This is a genomic window from Brucella rhizosphaerae (assembly GCF_002252475.1).
Lineage (GTDB): Bacteria > Pseudomonadota > Alphaproteobacteria > Rhizobiales > Rhizobiaceae > Brucella > Brucella rhizosphaerae.
Map to the genome: position 1 here is coordinate 133,795 of NZ_NNRK01000035.1, position 16,570 is coordinate 150,364.

Sequence of the window (16,570 nt, forward strand, 5' to 3'; positions counted from 1 at the left end):
GTGTCGCGTTTTCGTATTGAGCGGAAATAATTTCCGCCTCTGCCTGCCCCTTAAAGCCGCGCGCACCAACCACTTTTCCACACAGCGTTGCTTGCGCCATATATTGGCGTTGCCTGTTTTAAGTGTGTTGCAATTTAGCGTCTGCCGTCACTCCAAAATACCCAAATTCTGTTAGCAACATCTAGTAACCGTTGAATACAGCCCCAAATCATATATTGAGCAAATCACTCAACTTTTAGCCAGCAAGTCCCGATAGGCAAGCCAGCGATCATGCAATGCTTATTTCGGGGACATCATGCTGGGGACTTCTGCCTTCCAAAAATCCGTCAATCGTCATTGGTTGAATATGCTTTCTGCCTCTGTGGTGCTCTGCGCCGCTTCACAGGCGCATGCTCAAACGGCCCCAAAAACGGAAGCCATTCAGCAAAGCCAGAATACAGAAGACGACACTATTGAGCCTATCAGGCTTAAGACAATTACCCTGTCTGCGGAGCGCGCTGCCAAGAACCTGCTTGATGTTCCAATGTCGATCAGCGTTATTGATCGTGACACGCTGGACCGACATCAGGTGCGCGATATTCAGGATATGGTGCGATATGAGCCGGGCGTAAGCGTTGATCGGCAAACGTCGTTGACCAATCCTTTCGGGCAGCTCAATAGCTTCAATATTCGTGGTGTCGGCGGTAACCGTGTGCAAATCCTTGTCGACGGTGCACGTGTTCAGGAACGCATCACTGATGGTAGCCGCGATTTCGTTGATCCATTCAATATGAAGTCGGTAGAAATCACACGTGGTCCGAATTCGGTTCTGTGGGGCGCGGATGCTCTGGGTGGCGTCGTGTTCTTCAGAACGCTGGACCCAGAAGATTTGCTGGACGGTACCAAGCCGTGGGCGGTTGAAACCAAATTCAGCTATGACAGTTTTGACAAATCGTTCCGTAAACAGATTACCGGCGCGGCTGAGGCTGGCGATTTCAAGGTCCTGGGCAGTTTTGGGCATATGAGTGCATCTGAGCCGGACATGCGTAAAGCGCGTGCTGATGGAGGCATCTGGGGATGCCCGCGTGAAGCGATCTGGCCGTGCAATAAAGCGTCCCCGATGGACACGGATTCCTATAACAGCCTGTTGAAACTTCAGTGGAATCCGTCAACCGATCATGAATTCAAGCTGACCGGTGAATGGTTTGAGCGCAACACTGATGTTGATCAAAAGTATGATTCCGGCGCAGCCAATCCGCTCTATGCGAGCATGCCTGCCTATTACAGCTTTTATTATGAAAACGAGAGCTGGGATCGTTCGCTGAAAATGCAACGGGCGCGGTTTGCCCTTGATCACCGCTGGACTGTCGGCGCATCTTGGCTGGATGAGGTGAAATGGAACATTTCCTATTCGCCTCAGAGACGCGATACGACGAGCAATCAGATCCGCAACTATTCGCTTCTTGCCACACCGCGTCGCGAAAAGCGTATCCAGATCCGCAATTATAGCGAAGACTTTCTGCAGGCTGATGTTCAGCTGACCTCGTCATTCGAGCTTGGCCAAAGCAGCCATAAACTCATTTATGGCTTTGCGGGTGATATCACCAAGAGCAATTATGACGGTGAGAATATCACCACCAATCTGAATACAGGCGTTACGACGGTTACGCCGCGACAGGGGTTCAACTTCCCCAAAGTTGATACCATACGTGCTGATTTCTATGTTCAGGATGAAATCAAACTGTTGGATGAGCGTCTGACGCTTACACCGGGTCTGCGCCTTGCTACTTACTCTCTCGATCCAACTCAGGATGATGGCTACGTTCCGCTTGAAGGGTTCGAGCCTGAAAAGATGGATAAGGCCCGTCTGATCAAGCGTCTCGGCGCGATCTACAAGCTCGACGATACTTATTCTGTATTCGCCTCCTATGGCGAAGGTTTCAAGATGCCGACCGCGCAACAGCTCTTTGTTTCGTCCACCTCTATCGGTGCGACGAGCATGGTTGAAGTCATTCCCAATCCGAACCTGAAGCCTGAATTTGTCCGCAGCTATGAAGCCGGTTTGCGCGGCGAATTTAATCGCGGCTATTTCAGCGCTTCCGCTTTCTATTCTGATTACAAAGATTTTATCCGTGGGCTGCAACAGGTTCCGGGAACCGCCGACAAATACACCTCTGACAACGTCGAGAGCGTAAAGGTCTGGGGCATTGAGTTTGGTGGCGAATATGAGGTCTATAACAACGTTTTCGCCAATGCGGCTCTTTCTTACATGCGCGGTGATCAGCGTGTCGATGCGGGTTCTGAAACGACGCCGTTTGATGGTGCAGTTCCGCTAACCACGGTTCTGGGGCTGCGTTACATCATCCCCGATTGGAATCTGGAAACAGAGTTTGTCGGCACTTTCGCATCGGGCGTGAAGCGCCGCGCTGATGAAAATGCTTTCAAACCCTCAAGCTATTCGGTGTTTGATGCCTATGCCAAGTGGTCCCCGACCAAGCATATTGACGTGAATTTCGGCGTCGAGAACATCTTCGACAAGCGCTATTTCCCCAACACGCTGACGGGCTATGCCAACATGCCTGACACCTCGTCTGTGGCGAATGTCAATCCACTGGAAATGCAGGTGGCACCGGGCCGTACCTTCAAGATTGGTGCAACGATGCGCTTCTGATCGTCATTGATGATCAACATGCCGGAGCGGTTTGAAAGCGGCTTCGGCTTTCTCATGTCAGTATCGGTTGATTATGCTTATTGTTCTCAGACAGTTTTGGCAGCTACTCAAATATTGCAATTCAGGCGAGGGAAAAGCTCTCAGCTGGTCGCTTTTAGGTTTGATATTCGCTCTCGATTTTATCGGCATTTATCTTGGCGTTAAATTAATCGGGTGGACTGCAGCATTCTATGGCGCCGTTGAGCAAAAGAATGTCACGGAAACGTTGTCTCAATTGGGAATTTTCGGCTTAATCGTGACGGGAAACACGCTTATCTTTTTGTTTGGTTTTTATGCCAATGGATGGCTCGAAATACGTTGGCGAGAGCGTCTGACAAATGTGGCGTTATCAACATGGTTCGATAACAAAGCTTACTGGCTTTTGGGATTGAAAGACGGGCAAGACAAAAGAAATCCCGACAATCCAGATCAGCGGATTTCTGAAGATTGCGCCTTGTTTGTAAAGTACACGCTTGAGGAGGGAGTAGGTCTTATAACGCGCGTTGTAGGCTTATTTTCGTACATTGTGGTGCTTGCAGGCCTTGCCACATTCTCCCTCAGTTTTTCGATTGCAGGATTTAACGTCGAAATACCGAAATATATGCTTTGGGCGCCCTTTGCTTATGTCGCGCTCTCATCAGTCCTGACACATATGTTCGGCCGCCGTCTGAAAGCAACTTTTATCGAACAACAGAAAAAGGAGGCCGATTTTCGTTACGGCATGGCGCATGTACGGCAAAATGCGGGTGAAATTGCTGTTATGAATGGCGAGAAGGCCGAGCGAAAATTTCTGAATGAACGATTTTCAGGTGTTCGATCCAATTGGTTTCGTCTTGTCGGCAGGCAGACATTACTTGGCGTTTTCACCCGACCCTATAACTCTACCATCTTGCGTATTCCCCTATTTCTGGCGCTGCCAGGATATTTTGCAGGCGCGGTGAACTTCGGTGGCTTGATGCAATTAGGCTTAGCCTCACAGCAGGTAGCCACGACATTGTCCTGGTTTATTTTCCGCTATCACGTTCTTGCTGAACTGGTATCGGCGATATCGCGTTTGTCCAATTTCTTGAACGCAGCCAATTCGGTTGGGGCAACGCACAAAAAAGCTGTTGTTGACGCGACACAACCATCGCTGCAATTGCGCGACGTTTCATTGAAAACGCCTGATGGGCAGACCCTTCTGAACATTCCCGAACTTGAAATCGAGCCCGGCAAAACTGTCTGGCTGCGTGGTCGATCCGGGCTTGGAAAGACGACATTGCTTCGTCTGATTGCAGGTGCATGGAATTTAGCAAGCGGAACGGTTCACCGTCCAGATGCTTCAATGCTGGTACTTTCGCAAAAGCCCTACATGCCAAATGCCGGGTTATACGATGCGGTCTCCTATCCGCTTCCGGCAGAGAACTTTGACCAGACCCAGATCGCTGAGGCACTTGCAAAGGTCGGGCTGTCGAAGCTGTCGTCTTATGTGTTTTCTGGAGAACATATCGCGCCGGGAACACTCTCTGGCGGTGAGATGCAAAGGCTGGCTCTTGCACGCGCGATCCTGATCAAGGCCGACTGGCTGTTTCTCGATGAAGCCACCAGTGCACTGGACAAGATCGCCGAGGCCGAGCTGCTGGAGCGTTTGCGAAAAGAACTTCCCAACTCAACCATCGTCATTCTGGCTCACCGCGAGCCTGCAAATCTTGTCATCGACAGCGTCATCGACCTTGAAACTTTTAGCGTTACGCAAAAGCAGTCCGAGATGTCTGATCTCCAAACAGCATGAGGAAATTATGAGCGAACAACCGATCCGCGCGAAACTATTGGCCGCTCCGGCTGATGTTCTCAAAACACTGCCCGCGATGGGCAAGCTGATGATCAATTCCAAAAGCTGTGGCGCCACACATGAGCGCATCGGCGTGGTCGAACGCGTTGAGGTCCGGGATGGTTGGGTGCATTTTTCAGGTCCCGAGCACCATTCGCGGATTGATCTCAATGCCATTGCGTCGATGATTGTTGATCGCAGCAGCATCATGCAGGAAAAAGTCTATCCGCGCATAGATCTGCTTGCCTCGGACGAAAGTGTTATCGGCAGTGTCATTGGCTTTGACGGTGCCGAGCCTTTCGACAAGGCGCTGGATAGCTTCGGGTTCGCAACCCTTGAGCCTAAAGCCAAAGATCAGAGCACAATGGAAAAGCAGGAAGTTGGCGAAGACGATCCGGGTCTTACGCCGTTTGCTGCTGCTCAGCGGAATAAGGCAGAGATACGCATCGCACTCGAATTGCCTGCTTTCAAACAGGAGTGGAGCGGTGAGATGCCGGAAGTGCGGCCATCGCGCGGTTTTATCAATGTGATGAAGCCTGATTTCCATCTGCATCTTAAGGCAGGGCACGTTGCTTCATGGCGTGAGATCAGGAAGGGCGATGATCTAACCTTCTATGCGCTCAACGAAGCAGGCGACGAAACAGGTCTCATCGTATCGGGCAACAAGGAAGCGTTCCAATGAATGCCACGTTATTGAACGACCGGGTCGGGCAGTGGATTGATCCGCAATCTGGCGCACACCGCACGCATCAATCGGTGATGCAGGATATGGCGCAAAAGCGGGTTGTTCTGCTGGGCGAGACGCATGATCGGTATGATATTCACCGCTGGCAGATGCACATCTGCGCCTCTCTGCTCGCTCTTCGTGACGATCTTGCCGTCGGCTTTGAAATGTTTCCGCGACGGCTTCAGCCGGTGCTTGACGAATGGGTCGAGGGAAAGCTCGACGCCGAGACGTTTCTCGAACGTGTAGATTGGGGAAAAGTCTGGGGCTTTGCGGCCGACCTCTATTGGCCATTGTTTCATTTTTGCCGTGAGTTTCGTGTCAAAATGCTGGCGCTGAACTGCCGCCGCGATCTTGTCACGCGCGTTGGCAAGGAAGGCTGGGATGCAATTTTAGAAGAAGAGCGTGACGGTCTGACGCCCGCACGTCCTGCGAGCCTTGCACATCGCGAACATCTGTTGCGCCTGACCAATGGCGGGCCACCCGCGATGCAGGGAAAATCTGCCGATGCACCGGAGTTTGATCGGTTCGTCCGTGCACAACAGACATGGGATCGTGCCTTCGCCTGTAATATTGCGACTTATCTCAATGAAAAGCCCGACGCGCTGGTTCTCGGTATCATCGGACGCGGGCATATGGAATATGGCTTTGGTACGCCGGACCAACTTGATGATCTTGGCATTGATCAGGTGGGTGTTCTTCTGACAGAGGATATAAGTGAAGCGCCATCAGCCCCAAAGATTGCAGATATGCCGGCCATCGCCGATGCCGTTTTCGGGTTGGCTGCTTCGTAGTTGCATATTGAGGGCATCATCGCTGGACAGCACGGTTGCCACTGACCATAAACATTGAACGACAGAGAACCCGAGGATCACGAGAGTGCAAAATTTTACCAGTTTCCGTCTGATCATGATGCTCGGTTCTCTACTGGCTGCGACGGCATATACCATGCCGTCCGTCGCGCAGACTGGACCACGCGTCACGACTACACCCGCCGCACCTGCTGAAGTGCCGTCAATCAACAATCAGGCAGAATGGCAGAATGCAGTCGTGCGTATTCTTCAACGCTATGGCCAGCTTCTTGCGCGTGAGCTTGCGCCTCTGGAACTCGATGGTGTCTTTAAGCCGAAAATCAGCTTCTATCTTTCTTCAGACGGAACCGTGTCGGACGTGAAACTTGTCGAAAGCTCGGGTGACGATCTGGTTGACGCAGCGGCTTTGAAAGTGCCGACGGCTGGCGCGGCGTTTCCACCATTCACACCGGATATGGCGAGTGACAAACCCAAACAGCTTATTGCACCGTTCGAGGTTCGTCTCCATAAGCCTGAACCGGAAACAACCCCGACCCCTCCCGCCGCAGCACAATAGGGATCAGGCGACCTTCAGCTCCGCGATAGACAGGCCGGTGTCGGTCATTTTGTTATCGACGCCATTCTCATCGAGAAACTGTTTCATCTCGGCATAGGTTTCAAACCATGCGCGGTTATATTTGTCGAACAACGACTGGTCCCAATAGTCTTCCAAGCGAAATTGCTTCTCGCTGAAAACATCATAGCTCGGAATTTTATAGGTTTCGGCAAACTCTGCCGTGCGGCTGTCATAAGTGAAGTAGATAGACGGAATGCCGTTGGCGAGCGCCATCAGGTTGCCGTGCAGACGGTAGCCAAGGACAAGTTGCTGCTCATGTACGAGATTTTCGTAATCTGCTACAACGTCCGAATAGAACATACGATGGCGATAGAGGTTTTCGATATCGTCATCGAGATACCAGTCAGCTGTCCAGCGATGCGCTTTAAGCGCTGCAATCGCCTCTTCTTTTTGTTCGGGCGTACCGAACACCATCTTCTTCTCTTCAATCTCGCCCTGTGCCATCAGCGTGATATCGAAACGTTGGGCCATGGACCGGATGAGATCGCGGTGGCGGGTCAGATATTGTTCAATATCCTGCGCATAAGCTGGCGATACCTCGCGGCGTACGGTGACACCCACCTGCCTGACCTCTTCGAGCGGTGGCAGTTTGATGCGAAGATGTTGATTGTTGCGACGAAACGCCGTCGGGCAGCCAATGATACGGACATTTTGAATGCCAATATCGTTGAGGACCTGTGCCGTATAAGCGCCCCGTACACCGACAGAAACAGTTGAATCGGAGATCATGCGCAACACGGCTTTCGTTTCTTCAGAAAGCTGGATTTCGCCGCGCACCGGCGCCTGTGCACCGATGCCAAACGCAATAACAGGCAGTTTCAATCGTTGGAGCACCGGGATCGTATCGCGCCAGTTCATGTCCTTGTTGATGTAGTTCGAGCCGCGCAGGATGACATAATCATATTCTTCCCGCAGCTGATCGATCTTTTCGGGTGAAAAGTTGGTGATCGGCAGCTCGGCCGCCTTCTCATAATTCATCAGCTTCAGCGACGACTCGAAAACGAACGCGTCGCCAATGTTATGGTAGTGATTAATGCTGCCCTGCACGTCAGTATGACGATACCATCGGACATTGTCGTGATCGTACACTTCTCCTGCCGGGATCATGACGAGGGCGCGTGCCATAGGCTATTCCTTCTTTTATAAACAGATGCAGGCGAGCCAGGCTCAGCTTGCCTGAGAAAGTGCGGTTTCTGTGACCGCAGGTTTCAGTCTGCGAGGTTTGGCCTCGCGCAGCTGGTTGTAAAGATCGAGATGTGCTCTCGCACAATCGACGTAGTGAACCGGTTTGCGGATGGATTGATGCAGGCGGTTCCAGATGTGCGGATCGCTCAGCACTTCGGTAAAACGATCAGCCAGATCTTCCGCGCTGCGGACACGGAAATGCAGCCCATCCTCACCATCGCGGATTTTTTCTGCCATACCGCCAATGTTGGAGCAGATGACCGGACGACGATGATGCAGTGCTTCCTGAATGACGATGGGCGAGTTTTCCCACCAGATCGACGGCATCACAACCCAATCTACCGACTGCATGAGGCGCGGCATCTCTGAATTCTGATAAGCGCCGTAAAAGCGAACACGCGGGCCTGCCTCTTCGATCAGTTTTTGCATTCGTTCCTGAAAGGCTGACGGTTGTTTTTCAAGGTTTCCGCCAAAGATCATCAGGCGCGAATCCTCGCCCCACACCTGCTCAGGAACACGCGAAACTGCATCAACAAGCACATCAATACCCTTGAACGGATTGATCTGTCCGAAGAATGCGAAACGACTGCGTCGCGGATCGGGTCCGGTCAGCTCGCGTGGTGGCGTTGTTTGTGTGATCGCGATACCATTCTCGATGACGGCCATCTTGTCGGGATTGATCCCCCATTCGCGATAACGATTTGCCAGAAATTCGCTCGGCGACACAAAAGCATCAGCGAGTTCCAGCATGCCGCGTACAAAGCGTTCGCGTTTGAGAAAGCGGGCAGGCGGTATGTGCGGAAAGCAGGCGTGGCAATCAATCGGGGAAGCTTCATTGCAGAGCTTCGACGTACCCGCTTTCACCATCTGGCCATCATTGTTGCAGATGGAAAGAAACTCGTGGAACGTCACTAGAATGACGCGGTCCGGCAGTGCTTCTCGGATGGCATAAAGCGTTTCGAGACCAAGACCAAGAACATGATGAAAGTGGACAATATCCGGATCGAAGTCACGTACGAACCGCAGGAGATCGCGACGGATTTCGTCGGTGTTTTTGTTCGACAGATAGAAATGATCATATTCGTCGGCGTGAAACAGAATCTCGTCACTGGCGCGCCGCATGCTCATGAGAGCAGTGGTGCCGTGCCGGGGGATAGGATGGCTGGCTCGCGCCAGATAAACCGATTGCACGCCCGGTGTCGCGTTCAATCCCTTGTGCAGATTGTAGGACGCGATTTCACCGCCGCCGAGTGAGATTGACGGGTGGGCATGGGAAATGACGAGAACACGGAGTTTTTCGCTCATGCGGGTTCCTCCATCGTGACCTTGCGCTTGCCCGCAAGAATTGCGGACCAGCGTGCATCAAAAACCTGACGATCGATACGTTCGATAAGCGCGATGGTCGATGCTTTATCTGTTACCGAAACATCATCTGCCCCGAGCATTTGTGCTGAAGGCAGCCAATAGGAACGCAGTCCGGATTGCTTGAGTTTCAAGCCGAGGTCGAGACCCTTTTCATGGGTGCCGAGATAACCGCGGGTAAAACCACCAGCGGTAAATAGAGCTTCGCGAGGCATGATGCAGCATTCGAAGGTTGCAGTCGCTACCTCCGTCAATTGCATGCCGGATATTGCATCAATGGGGTAGCCGGCATAGCGGCTGATAAGGGCGCGGTCTGACTGCGGCCCTGCCACCCATGTTCCCGCCCAGCGGATTGAGTCATCTTCATAGGCAAGTGTCGGAGAAAGCACGCAATCCTTGTGCATCTCGTAGGCGCTGATGAGTTTGTTGAGCCAGCCAGAACGTCGTGGCAACAGAGAGCCAGCGAGAAAAATGACCTGATCGGTGGAAACCGTACGTGCACCCACTTCAAGCGCATCATAAAGATCTTCCGAACCATTGGCTGAAACCAGCCGGATGCGCAGCCGATAAAAGTCGGCAAGTCTTCTGATCTGCACCCCGATACGGTCGATGATTTCCGTAGCCGCCGCAATCACAATGGGCGCTATGCGCGTTTCAGGATCGAGTGCGAGCAGAGCAAGCAGCGGCTCTATTTCTTCGACGCGTTCGTCAATACCAATGATGATAGCCGGGCCGACTGCGTCCTCAAAGGGACCAAGGTCGACCACGCCAAAGACTTCCGGTGCTGGACGATTGACGCCACGCAACAGTGGTACAAGCTGTTGATCGACGATGTGGCGCAACGCCCATGCATTGGGATCGGTGGCACGCAGCTGCCGAACAATGGCATCGCGCGACGTCACGCGGGTGGGGGTGAGCGGAAAGAACGCGCGGCGCCCATCACTGATTGCCAGTTCCAGATAGAACGGCGAAGTGCTGTCGCCTGCAAGTTCAGGGGCAAAAGCCACAAAGCCATGGGCGTGGCGATTTGGATCAAGACCTGCGTTAAAGGGGGAATGATTATCAAACTCACGCGTTACATCGGAGCGGTCGATGCGTGTCCACGTCGTGTCGATCTGGATGTCGCCGCGATGTCGCCGAAGCCGCACGCTTTCAACGTGACTGTCGGGATCAAGCAGCCAGCCTGAAATCAATATGCCACTGCCTTCAACCCGAAAGACATTGTCGATGCCCATGCGAACGGGAAAAGGCAGAGCGGAAACCGTATCTGTACCATCGAAACGATTGGCGGCGGAACGCAGACGCAAAAGAATATCGGTTGAACTGCGCACGCGTGGCAGGATTGCGCGAATATGGGCGGGTGTTTCGCGTGAGCCTGAGAGAAGTCTGCGGTCATAGACTTCGGTAAACCGCCAGCCTCGGCGGCCGCGAAACAAAATGCGCTCGATATCATTGGCTTCCACCGGCTCATTGGCGAGAAGAAGCCCGGCAAAGCCAGAGGCTTGTTCTTCAAGATCGGGGCGCGCAAAAACACTGATCGAGCATTCGGCGAGTGATGAGTTTTTACCGCTGATCAGAAGCCGCGTGACTGCAGGTGTCAAATCCTGCGCCCAGCCCTGGACGAAAATATCGCCTTCGTCGCTTCCGCCAATGAGTTCAATACATCCGTCCGAGCGCGCACCTGCCTGCAATAAAACCGTGATTGCAGACAATTTTTTCCGGCTGATGGGCCCCGATATCAATCCTTCGACGAGTTCATCGATGACGCCTGAGAGGCTCTGACCGGATAAATCTCCGATCATTGCAACGAAATCCGGAACAGATGCCGATCGCGATGCAAAGTTATAGCGCGCGACCTTCGCCCGATGCTGAAACATGATGGTCTTGAGGATACCGCGGCGCAACACGTTCGTAGGCACAATTGCGACAAAACCATGTGTTCCGGCGGGCGATGGTTCTTTCAAGGGCCAGGTTATGAGACTTGTTTTCACGCTCATCGCCGGGTCGCCATTGAGAAACGCTGTAACCTGATCGGTGGTGGCACTTCCAATGCCGAGCACTAAGACGAGCGTGTCTTCAATCACGCACCCCACCACCATTTCGCCCTCCATAATCATAGGAGGACGTTCGGTCGTGCGGCTATTTCTGGCGCCGGATTGAATGTTTGGCCTTTCATCCTGTGTCATGCGGCGACCCTCAGGGCATGATTGCGAGTGTGAGGAGCGCGCCAGCGACAAAGCCGGTCAAGACGGCGGCAAGCACGAAAAGAACTTTGATGTCTCCGCTACTCCTTTTGCGCACGTCTTCCATACGCTGTTCAAGACCAGCAACGACGCCGTCCATGCGCATGATATGCACATCAAGCTCGGTCATGCGCTGGTGGAGATCAGTACGCAGCGTGTCAACCGAACCGGCAATGTCGAGCAGATCCGTGGGTGAAGCATTACCAGTGCTGTCGATGGTGGGCGCTGCGCGTTGCAGCGAGCGCTGGTTCACCTGCAACTGGCGTTGGGCTGCCATCAGCATGTCGAGCTTGTCGAGAATGCGGGTCATTGGCGCTGCGATCAGTGCTTCTGCCGCTTGCTCATCGGGTTTTGGCACACGCAGTTTCTGCTCTACGCCTGCGGCATTGGCGGCAACCACAACCAGTTCGCCTGAGCGTGCCGCAGCAAACTGAGGCAACATCACTTCGAACGCATGCATTCCGTCGCCGATGCCATTGCGCTTCAGGTCGGGTCTGTCCTTGTCGGCAGGCGCTTCAGCAATTGGCTTGTCATCCAGCAGAACGCGAATAATGAGCCGTTCGCTCGGGTATGAAGGATCGAACGCCCAGCCGTAAAGGCGGCCTTCTTCGATGGCGTCAACGCGTCCTTTCATGGCTTCAGTCCTTTGAGGTGTCGGCGAAGCACTCTGCGCTTCAGCCGGCTTTTGTGCCTCATCGGATGGAATTTTGGTCGCGATGTTCATGATCTACCTCTCATGCTGCCTCGACACGCGCTGCGCGCAATGACCCGATCATGGCGAGATAGCGGGCTGCGGTGGTGTCGATGGTGTCCGGGTGCCGCGCATTTTCGCCAAGCGATTGGCGCAAGTCCGGGTTTTCCGCCATGCGGCGCATTGCTTGGGCGAGCGCCAGCGGATCATTGGGCGGAACGGTGAGACCATTGATGCCATCAGTGATCATCTCGGCCATTCCACCAATATTGCTGCAAATGACAGGGCGGTTTTGTCCCTGTGCTTCCTGAATGACGAGCGGCGCATTCTCCCACCAGATCGAAGGCATGATTGCGCAATCGACAGACTGGATAAGTTGAGCGATGTCTTCGCGGCGATATGCGCCACGACGTTGCACGATCGGCCATGTTTGCGCAAAAAGCCGGTCGATTTCGCCGACAAAGCTTTCGCTCTGAAAAGGAGCTGCACCATGAACGCGCAGCTCGAAATCAAAGCCTTCGGAAATCAGCTGTTGGGCGGCCTCAAGCAGGACTGTCGCGCCCTTCCATGGATTGAGATTGCCGAAATAGCCGAAGGTTGGCTTTGTCCGCTCCTGCTGTCGAAATTCCACTGCTGGCCGCTCCGGCTGACCATTGTGAATGACCTCGATACGATCTTCTGCAAGGCCCCATTCCACATAGCGCTGTTTGAGAAATTCGCTCGGTGAGACGAAGACATCGACGGCACTAAGCAGCGATTTGATGTGCCTTTCGCGCAATACGAACTTATCGAGCGCAATGTCTTTGAAGCAGGCATGACAACGGTCAGGGCTTGCACCATGACACAGCTCTTTGCCTGTGGTGCGCACCATCAGCCCATCATGGTGGCAGATGGGGTAATAGTCATGCAAAGTCAGAACGATGCGGCAATCGGGCAGGGTGCGGCGCACGATATGCGGGAACTCTGCGCCGAGCAGCAACAGATGATGCAGATGCACGACGTCAGGTCTGAAATCGCGCAGCAGTTCGACGATATCCGGTACAATGCCATAAAGATCGATCTGGCTCATATAGAAGCGATCAAAGTGCCCTGACCAGAGTAGAATTTCATCGCCGCCATTGCCGATGCTCTGAAAGCTTGTGCCGGGACGTGCTTCACGATGCACCTTGTTGGTGGCCCCCATAAACATCGCTTCGCATCCTGCACGCTGATAGGCGCGGAACAGATCATGGGCGAAAATTTCCGTTCCGCCGGGATGAAGCGATGGATGATTATGAGCTGCGATGAGCACACGAGGGGCCATCAGGCGGCACCTCCGCGTGAAGCGATAAAGATATCCTGATAATGATCGGCATCAATACCACGCCAGTGGCCGAAGGATTTCGTTGCAAGCTCCAGCTTACTGCCTGCAAGAGCGCGGTCGAGAAATCCGTTCTCAAAGCCGACAGCTGCAAGGGGGGGAAGCTCTGGCACAAACCAGCATGGCCCGGCTCCATGACGTTCAAAGGCGAGGCGCTTGTCGCGCTTACCGAAGCGGTCGCGAGCGGCGATATCATCAACGACGAATGCAGTCATGAAGAGCTTTCCGCCTGGTGCAAGTACGCGTGATACCTGTTCGAGATAGGTCTTCACTTCATCAGACGGCAGATGCGTGACTACAGACGTCATGATGACAAAGTCAAAGCTTCCGTCAGCAAAGGGAAGCGTCAGACTGAGACCGTTCACAGTACCTTTCGGATTGTAGAGGTCATGCGCAATATCGATATGACGGAACTCAAAATTCGGGTAATGCGCGGTGATATTCTGTCGGCACCAGTTGACGCCGCCTGATACCGGATCGATACCGGCATAGCGCGCTTTCGCCATATCGAGATATTGCGTCAGCGGCACGGCCATGCGGCCAATTCCCGAACCAATATCAAGCACGCGTGCATCGGGCTTCAAGCCGCCTTTGCGGATGAAATGGCCGAGAAATTCAGCGCCAACCGCACGATAATCTCCATCGCCGACAAAAACGCTGTTCGGGTCGGGCGAAGGCAGAAAGCGGTTCTTCAAAACAGAATGTATCAGCCAGTCAATCTGTTCTTCGGGTATTGCTGGTTTGGCTTCAGGTTCTGGCTGTTTCAGCATTACCACTTCGGTCAAGCGGCGCTCCTTTCAGATTTGGCCACAATCACATTCGAGGGAGCCATCATTTGGTTCTCCTCTTGTGGTGGCGTCATCAGTTCTGTGATTTCTTCATCCCAGCGCTGGGTATGCAGCCAGGAATTATATTGGCTGGCGAGGCCGCGCATATAATCGGCACTGCGGCGGATGGAGCGGCGCTCGAAATGGTAGAGGGCAACTCCCGGTTCGTAGAAAATCTGGAAACCAAGCTGGCGTATCTTCAGGCACAGATCGCTGTCTTCGTAGTCACCAATGACGTAATCTTCGCTAAAGCCGCCCACGAGATCGAATATATCCTTGCGGGTGATCAGGCAGGCGCCGGTGACGCCAGGGACATTGCGCGCACGTCGCGCCGGTGCGTAATTACCGGGCATGCCCTTGTGATAGTGATGATTGAGCCAGATGCCCTGACGATCGCGGGCGAAATAAAGCCCGGCATGTTGCAAAGAGCCATCTTCGAACAGCAGACGCGGACCGATTGCGCCAAGCTTCGGTTCATCGAACAAAGGCTGAATGAGCTGCTGCAACCAGCCATGTTCGGACGGCACCACATCTGAGTTCAGCATGACAATAGTCGTGCCGGTTGCGAGACTTGCGCCAGCATTGCAGGCACGGGCATAGCCGCCATTGCGGTTCATGATCGCAAGTTTGAATGGCATATCATGAAGGATGTGCAGGCCACCCAGCATATGCTCGGTATCGTCCTGAATTTCAGGAGAATCGAGCACGAAGATGAACTCAGCATTCTCCATCAGCCATGGATCAGTCGCCATCGATGAGAACTGAAACCGCAGAAAATCGAGATTGCGGTAAAGTGGGATGACGATGGAAGCGAGCGGAGATGCGGGCGTCTCTCCAAATTCTTTGATTTCAGAAATTCGTACCGTCGCGCCAAGTTTCTTTTCAACTTCTGTCAGGGCAGGAGCCAGTATCTGTTCAAACACATGCGGCCGCGCTTGCTGTGGTGGAACAGATCGTAAGATCCGCATGCGTTGTGCTGACGGTTCAAAAGGTTGCGGCGCTGGTATCAGAGGTGCGGTTGCGCCGGAAGAAAGACGCATTTGAAAACGCGGCTGTAACAAGGGGCCAAGATTTTTGGCCGAAGGCAACCAGGCAACGAAACCTGTCACGTCTTGCTGTGGCGTATCTTCACGTTTCGCGATCTTGCCTGCGAATTTATGGAAATGCGGCTTCAGTGAAACCGCACTGCCACTTTCAGGCAGATATTCGATATCAGTAAGCAAACTGGAAGGATCGTGCATCCATCCACCAACGATCAGTCCACTATCAAGCGCCAAAGCGAGGTCGATTTCGGCTGCAGGATGGGTGGCTGCCGGATGGGTGGCTGATTGTGAAATCTGACGAACGGGTAACGGGGAGCGTGTCTGTAAATCAATTGCGACAGCCGTACCGGCTACACTCAGTTTTCCCAATTGGCGAACAAGAAATTCGCGCAAAGCACCATTGCCCTGCCACTTGCTCCACCACATGGTGAAGTCTGCCTGTTCAGCTGAGCGCGCTGCCAGTTTGCGGACGGCGACGCCTTTTTGTCCGGCCAGGATCAGCAACAGGGAAGATGGCAGATCCTGGGGCGCCTCAACCAGCAAATGGCACGGCTGCCAGGCATTGCGCGCTTGCTTGCTTGCGACAAACCGCGGAGGGATCACCATCACACTGCCCGGTGTAACGCCGTAAATAGCTGACACTTCGCCGAGCATCGGATCAACAGCGGTCTCCAGAAGATGGTGACCTCGAACGGGTTCGCCGCAATATTGCGCTTCCCGGGGTTCTGGCGTTAACGCGAATGTCAGATCGCGGACAAGGGACGCAAATGTCTGATTACGGGAGAGCCGAAATGTGCTGCGCCAGGTTGTGAGGATATTTGTCAGAAGCTTGATATGCCCCGGCAAGGTGAGATCATGCACCACATATTCCACATCGAAAGCCGCGAGTTCACTGGCCGGGTAAAGGATCGTCTGTGCCGTTGGGCCCATGGAGCCTGCGGACAGCGATAATTCGACTGGTTCTGTTCCAGTTCTCATCGCCCAAAACATACGCATGCCACCATTTTCAAGGGGGATGCCGATACTGAGCAGGGGAACAGGCTGGACAGACATTTCCAGCGTACATTTGGTCGTTGAGCGAGCCGGGCCGGGAATATCCCAGATGACGACAGCCACATCGGCGCAAAGACGGCAAATGGAGAGGTTCTCAGTTTTGCTTTCAGTGTCCGCCGAATGGTCGAGGTTCAATGCGAGCGCCCTTTCATTCT

General features: G+C 53.5%; 12 protein-coding genes. 5 read left to right on the forward strand and 7 right to left on the reverse strand.

Annotated elements, in window-relative coordinates:
- The first annotated feature begins 295 nt into the window (after window positions 1-295).
- From CEV32_RS22315 to CEV32_RS22335, 5 genes are all read left to right on the forward strand, one after another.
- Window positions 296-2,650 carry a TonB-dependent hemoglobin/transferrin/lactoferrin family receptor gene (locus CEV32_RS22315; protein WP_094579321.1) on the forward strand — a complete coding sequence of 785 codons (2,355 nt, stop codon included), beginning with the start codon at window positions 296-298 and terminating at the stop codon, window positions 2,648-2,650.
- A gap of 73 nt (window positions 2,651-2,723) precedes the next feature.
- Window positions 2,724-4,460 carry an ABC transporter ATP-binding protein/permease gene (locus CEV32_RS22320; RefSeq protein WP_094579322.1) on the forward strand — a complete coding sequence of 579 codons (1,737 nt, stop codon included), beginning with the start codon at window positions 2,724-2,726 and terminating at the stop codon, window positions 4,458-4,460.
- A gap of 7 nt (window positions 4,461-4,467) precedes the next feature.
- On the forward strand, window positions 4,468-5,181 hold the full coding sequence (locus tag CEV32_RS22325; RefSeq protein ID WP_094579323.1) for a ChuX/HutX family heme-like substrate-binding protein: 714 nt from the start codon (window positions 4,468-4,470) through the stop codon (window positions 5,179-5,181).
- The gene (locus tag CEV32_RS22330) at window positions 5,178-6,017 is read left to right on the forward strand and encodes a ChaN family lipoprotein (RefSeq protein WP_094579324.1); all 840 of its coding nucleotides are present in this window, start codon (window positions 5,178-5,180) and stop codon (window positions 6,015-6,017) included. The genes CEV32_RS22325 and CEV32_RS22330 overlap by 4 nt, the downstream gene beginning before the upstream one ends.
- Before the next feature lie 85 nt (window positions 6,018-6,102).
- Window positions 6,103-6,591 carry a TonB family protein gene (locus CEV32_RS22335; RefSeq protein WP_143128862.1) on the forward strand — a complete coding sequence of 163 codons (489 nt, stop codon included), beginning with the start codon at window positions 6,103-6,105 and terminating at the stop codon, window positions 6,589-6,591.
- Between the two features lie 3 nt (window positions 6,592-6,594).
- Here CEV32_RS22335 and CEV32_RS22340 read toward each other — a convergent pair whose 3' ends face one another.
- Genes CEV32_RS22340 through CEV32_RS22370 form a run of 7 tightly spaced genes read right to left on the reverse strand, consistent with a single transcriptional unit; the run spans window position 6,595 to window position 16,550 of the window.
- Entirely contained in the window at window positions 6,595-7,776 is a 1,182-nt protein-coding gene (locus tag CEV32_RS22340) for a polysaccharide pyruvyl transferase family protein (protein ID WP_094579326.1), read from the reverse strand.
- Window positions 7,777-7,818: 42 nt separating this feature from the next.
- Complete coding sequence (locus CEV32_RS22345; RefSeq protein ID WP_094579327.1) at window positions 7,819-9,141, reverse strand: glycosyltransferase family 4 protein; 1,323 nt, start codon at window positions 9,139-9,141, stop codon at window positions 7,819-7,821.
- A complete protein-coding gene (locus CEV32_RS22350) occupies window positions 9,138-11,384 on the reverse strand; it encodes a glycosyltransferase family 2 protein (protein WP_094579328.1) in 2,247 nt (748 codons plus the stop codon). Before CEV32_RS22350 ends, CEV32_RS22345 begins: the two co-directional genes overlap by 4 nt.
- A gap of 10 nt (window positions 11,385-11,394) precedes the next feature.
- Complete coding sequence (locus tag CEV32_RS22355) at window positions 11,395-12,165, reverse strand: hypothetical protein (RefSeq protein ID WP_094579329.1); 771 nt, start codon at window positions 12,163-12,165, stop codon at window positions 11,395-11,397.
- 10 nt (window positions 12,166-12,175) lie between these two features.
- Window positions 12,176-13,435, reverse strand: a complete 1,260-nt coding sequence (locus CEV32_RS22360) for a glycosyltransferase family 4 protein (protein ID WP_094579330.1) — start codon at window positions 13,433-13,435, stop codon at window positions 12,176-12,178.
- On the reverse strand, window positions 13,435-14,277 hold the full coding sequence (locus tag CEV32_RS22365; RefSeq protein WP_094579331.1) for a class I SAM-dependent methyltransferase: 843 nt from the start codon (window positions 14,275-14,277) through the stop codon (window positions 13,435-13,437). The genes CEV32_RS22360 and CEV32_RS22365 overlap by 1 nt, the downstream gene beginning before the upstream one ends.
- Window positions 14,274-16,550, reverse strand: coding sequence for a glycosyltransferase family 2 protein (locus CEV32_RS22370; protein WP_094579332.1), 2,277 nt, complete (start codon window positions 16,548-16,550; stop codon window positions 14,274-14,276). The genes CEV32_RS22365 and CEV32_RS22370 overlap by 4 nt, the downstream gene beginning before the upstream one ends.
- Between the last annotated feature and the right edge of the window lie 20 nt (window positions 16,551-16,570).

Coding starts and splice junctions, on each gene's coding strand:
- CEV32_RS22315 (WP_094579321.1), top strand. CDS start 296: ATGCTGGGGACTTCTGCCTTCCAAAAATCCGTCAATCGTCATTGGTTG.
- CEV32_RS22320 (WP_094579322.1), top strand. CDS start 2,724: ATGCTTATTGTTCTCAGACAGTTTTGGCAGCTACTCAAATATTGCAAT.
- CEV32_RS22325 (WP_094579323.1), top strand. CDS start 4,468: ATGAGCGAACAACCGATCCGCGCGAAACTATTGGCCGCTCCGGCTGAT.
- CEV32_RS22330 (WP_094579324.1), top strand. CDS start 5,178: ATGAATGCCACGTTATTGAACGACCGGGTCGGGCAGTGGATTGATCCG.
- CEV32_RS22340 (WP_094579326.1), bottom strand. CDS start 7,776: ATGGCACGCGCCCTCGTCATGATCCCGGCAGGAGAAGTGTACGATCAC.
- CEV32_RS22345 (WP_094579327.1), bottom strand. CDS start 9,141: ATGAGCGAAAAACTCCGTGTTCTCGTCATTTCCCATGCCCACCCGTCA.
- CEV32_RS22350 (WP_094579328.1), bottom strand. CDS start 11,384: ATGACACAGGATGAAAGGCCAAACATTCAATCCGGCGCCAGAAATAGC.
- CEV32_RS22355 (WP_094579329.1), bottom strand. CDS start 12,165: ATGAACATCGCGACCAAAATTCCATCCGATGAGGCACAAAAGCCGGCT.
- CEV32_RS22360 (WP_094579330.1), bottom strand. CDS start 13,435: ATGGCCCCTCGTGTGCTCATCGCAGCTCATAATCATCCATCGCTTCAT.